This window comes from Bradyrhizobium sp. UFLA05-109, assembly GCF_054185165.1.
This window is the reverse complement of sequence record NZ_JBBIAR010000145.1, coordinates 1-4,182: the sequence shown is the minus strand read 5'-3', so window position 1 is coordinate 4,182 and position 4,182 is coordinate 1. Positions and strand designations below refer to the sequence as shown.

The 4,182-nt window shown below is 54.6% G+C and carries 4 protein-coding genes and 1 pseudogene; 4 read left to right on the top strand and 1 reads right to left on the bottom strand.

All coding sequences use genetic code 11. The features are described from left to right. The 4 genes from Q3C01_RS44650 to Q3C01_RS44635 form a co-directional block, all read left to right on the top strand. Positions 1-1,154: M24 family metallopeptidase (locus tag Q3C01_RS44650; RefSeq protein ID WP_458151705.1), on the top strand; the 1,154-nt coding region annotated here is incomplete at its 5' end. Positions 1,155-1,205: 51 nt separating this feature from the next. After that, positions 1,206-2,063, top strand: coding sequence for an amino acid ABC transporter permease (locus Q3C01_RS44645; RefSeq protein WP_458151704.1), 858 nt, complete (start codon positions 1,206-1,208; stop codon positions 2,061-2,063). Between the two features lie 14 nt (positions 2,064-2,077). Then, positions 2,078-2,842, top strand: coding sequence for an amino acid ABC transporter ATP-binding protein (locus Q3C01_RS44640; protein ID WP_458151702.1), 765 nt, complete (start codon positions 2,078-2,080; stop codon positions 2,840-2,842). 48 nt (positions 2,843-2,890) lie between these two features. Next, the gene (locus Q3C01_RS44635) at positions 2,891-3,748 is read left to right on the top strand and encodes a transporter substrate-binding domain-containing protein (RefSeq protein ID WP_458151700.1); all 858 of its coding nucleotides are present in this window, start codon (positions 2,891-2,893) and stop codon (positions 3,746-3,748) included. Between the two features lie 28 nt (positions 3,749-3,776). Here the strand turns inward: Q3C01_RS44635 and Q3C01_RS44630 are convergent. Beyond that, a pseudogene (locus tag Q3C01_RS44630) lies at positions 3,777-4,052 on the bottom strand (IS3 family transposase); the annotation flags it as partial. Positions 4,053-4,182 lie beyond the last annotated feature (130 nt).

Genomic DNA, 4,182 nt, shown 5'->3' with positions numbered 1-4,182 from the left:
TGGGACTTCATTTCACCCGCTACGAATTCGACAGTCGATTGAACCGGTGTCGCCGCAAGCTCCAAGAGCAGAAGCTCGATGGAATCCTCCTCTTTAAACAAGAAAGCATGTATCACCTCACCGGCTTCGACCGGCTCGGCTATCTCTCTTTCCAGACTTTGTTCGTTGGAATTGACGGAACCTTGGCGCTGTTGACGCGGGCACCCGATGCTGCCCTGGCCCGTTATACCTCGATCATTTCCGACATCGACATTTGGATTGACCGAGCTGGCGTGAATCCAGCGCAAGAGATTAGGCGCTTTCTTGACGCGCGCAAAATGCGCGGAAGGCAAATTGGCGTAGAATATCACGCGGTGGGGCTGTCGGCGCAGCGTGGCAAGATGCTTGATATAGCCCTTGAAGGGTTCTGCAGTCTTCAAGACGCGTCCGCGCTTGTCGATGACTTACGCAGGGTAAAGAGCGAAGCGGAGATCGTGTATGTACGCAAAGCCGCAATGCTCGCAGACGCGGCGCTCCCTGAAGCCAACCGGTTGTCTGTGCCAGGAACTTTCGAAGGCGACATTTACGCTGCGATCTACGGCGCTGTGATGCGTCAAGATGGCGACCCGCCGGGTTCCGGTGCTTGGCCGATGGGAAGCGGGGAGACGGCGCTACTGTATCGCTATCATAGTGGACGCCGCCATATTGCTGCTAAGGATCAGATCACTCACGAGTTCGGCGCCGCCTATCGACGCTATCACGCCTGCCTCATGCATTGCGTCGTGATCGGTGAGGTCAATCCGCGGCACCATTCGATGTTCGAGGCATGTCGAGACGCGCTGGAGGCCTGCGAAGAGGTGGCGAAGCCGGGGCGCACACTTGGCGACATTTTCGACGCTAAGGCCAGCACGCTGACTGCGGCAGGGTTCAGCGGGAAATTTCTCAACGCTTGCGGTTATAGCCTGGGCGCCACTTACCCGCCGTCCTGGGCTGAAGAACCTTTCATGTACACAGGGAATCCGCTGCCCATCGAACCCGGCATGGTGCTGTTCATGCACATGATCATGCAGGATGAGAGTGCCGGTCTTGCGATGTCACTCGGAGAAACCGTGCTTGTGACAGAGGGGGAGTGCGAACGCCTTACACATGCACCGCAACAGCTGATAGTGCACTAAGCCCGAAGGAACGGACTCCATAGTTTGTTGCTTGAAATATGTGAGCTGTTAATGAAAAGCGATCAGGGCGGTAAGATAGAAGATTTGTCTCAATTCGAGCGCGTGCCTCGAAGGCAGGTGGGTCGTTATTTCGGCGCTGCGGTGGTTCTCGCGGTAGCTTTGTGGATCATTCTGGCGTTCGCTCATGGGCAAATCGCGTGGTCTGTTACAGGGCAATACCTCACGGCACGGAACATCCTAATCGGACTCGGCAACACGGTCTTGCTGGCAGTGCTGGCAATGTTGCTCGGTGTTGCGTTAGGCGTGACCCTTGCAATCATGCGGTTTTCGGCTAGTCCGATAATCAATTTGGCGGCGCTTTCTTATGTATGGCTCTTTCGCGGCATCCCTTCGTTGCTGCAACTGTTGTTGTGGTTCAATCTTGCGCTGGTGTTTCCAATTATTGGGATTCCAGGATTGTTCGAAATCCGCACGGTGGACGTGATGACACCACTTGTTGCGGCACTGCTTGGACTGGGGATCAATCAGGGTGCATACACATCCGAAGTGATGCGCGCCGGTCTGTTATCCGTCGATGATGGGCAATATGAAGCCGCGCGCGCAATCGGAATGCACCGTTTCCAAGCGTTGCGCCGAATAGTCCTGCCTCAAGCAATGCGAGTGATCCTGCCTCCGATCGGCAACGAATTTATCGGTATGGTCAAATGGACGTCGCTGGCCAGCGTAATTGGATTTTCCGAGGTTATGTATGTGTCAGAGACCATCTACTACGTAAACGGCAGGGTCATCGAACTGCTTTTTGTAGCGGCCTTTTGGTACCTAGTCGTCGTCACGGTTCTCTCCTTTTTGCAGACTCGAGTTGAGCGGTATTTCGCCCGCGGCGCAGGGCGGGCTGCTCAGTCACGCTAGCCGGAACAAACGAGATGAATCCCGTCCTTAAGGCCGTTGACGTGCGCAAGTCATATGGGTCGTTCGAGGCACTGAAGGGCATTGATCTGGAGATCAACCGCGGCGAGGTTCTCTGCGTGATAGGGCCATCGGGCTCGGGGAAAAGCACGTTCCTGCGCTGCATCAATCAGCTGGAAGTTATCAATCGCGGGGCATTGTGGATTAACGGGGAGTTGGTCGGCTATCGTCGTGTAGGCAACAAGTTATACGAACTCTCGGAGCGCCAGATCGCACGACAGCGACTTGCGACGGGCATGGTATTTCAGCGGTTCAACCTGTTTCCGCACAAGACGGCTCTGGAAAATGTTATCGAGGGTCCGACCCAAGTACTCAAAGTCCAACGTAGGCAAGCCGAAGCAGTCGGTCGTGAATTGCTCGAACGTGTCGGCCTTGAGCATAAATGTGACGCATACCCGATCGAACTCTCTGGTGGGCAACAACAGCGTGTGGCAATCGCGCGGGCGCTGGCGATGAAGCCGACGCTTATGCTGTTTGATGAGCCCACTTCCGCACTGGATCCCGAACTGGTTGGCGAAGTGCTCGCGGTCATGCGCGATCTCGCTCGATCGGGAATGACGATGGTGGTCGTTACGCACGAACTCGGCTTCGCGCGTGAAGCTGCAAGCCAAGTTCTGTTTATGGACCATGGGCTCGTAGTTGAAAGCGGGCCTCCCCACCAGATTCTCGTTAGTCCGACACACGCGCGCACTCGAGAGTTCATCTCAGCGGTGCTGGGTTGACTCGGCGTACCGCAGATTCTTTCGAATGACGCAGAGGGGAGACCAATTATGTCGCTGAAAATCGCAACTCGTCTCGTAATGAGCGGACTCGCGCTCGCCGCAAGCCTAGCCGCTGGCGAGGCTTGCTCGCAGAATGCAAAGAAGGTTATTAATGCGGGTACTGTTACCTATTATGCGCCATTCGAATTTAAGGATCCGAAATCTGGCGAGCTGATGGGATTCGACACTGACCTAGTCAGAGCTATGGCCAAAAAAGTGGGCGCGGAAGTCAATTTTGTTGAATTCAACTGGGCGGAGCTAGCCAGCTTTGCTCCGCTCAAGACTGGACGCGTGGATATCTACGGGGCGGGGGTAATAGGGGACATACCCGAAAGGCGCGAACACGGTGTGAGCTTCATCGACTTCGTTTACGACCCTTACTTCTTTTTCACACTCAGCGCGAACGCGGATCAATTCAAGAGCCACGACGCTTTGTGCGGAAAACGTGTAGCTAACTCGCGCAGTAGCACACTAATGACCACAGCAGTTGAAAGATGGAGCGAGGAAAATTGCTCCAAGACAGGTAGGCCTGCTGTGGTCCAGGTTGGCGCCAACAGTACACCAGAACAACAATTGATGTTGAAACAGGGACGTGTGGATGCCGGGTTTACGGGCGCAGGTTCACTGATACAGACAAATAAGCTTGAGGGAAACGTATACGCGACTATTGGAAAGCCCCTGACCAAGATCATGTATGGAATGGCATTCTTGAATAAGGACCTCGGGGAAGCGCTTAAGAAGGCGCTAGACCAGCTGATAGCCGATGGCACTTATGCCCAACTGTTGAACAAATGGGAGCTGCCCGTGGATAGTAGCTCGATTGGACAGACATCGTCTATCAACGCGGAGATGAGCATCGCGAAATAATGATCTTCCCCCGAAAAAATGGACAGAGTTAAGCGGCTTTTAGCTCCATCTCGATCGGGCTGATATAGCCGATGGCGGAGTGACGACGCTTTCGATTATAGAAGCCCTCGATGTAAGCAAAGATATCACGTGTGGCTTCCTCACGTGTTTCGTAATGCTGGTGATGGACGAGTTCTGTTTTGAGCGTGTGAAAGAAACTCTCCATCGGCGCGTTATCATAGCAATCGGCCTTGCGGCTCATCGAGGCCCGAAAACCGGCGGACTGCATCATCTTGCGATACTCCGCCGAAGCATATTGGGCGGATTCAATCGATCGTCGCAACACCAGACTTTTTCCCTCATGGCAGCAATTCGTCAAGCGCCTCTGCCGGCGTCTTCCAGCCTAAGGTCTTTCTCGGTCGAGCATTGAGGGCTGCTGCCACGGCGGCGATTTC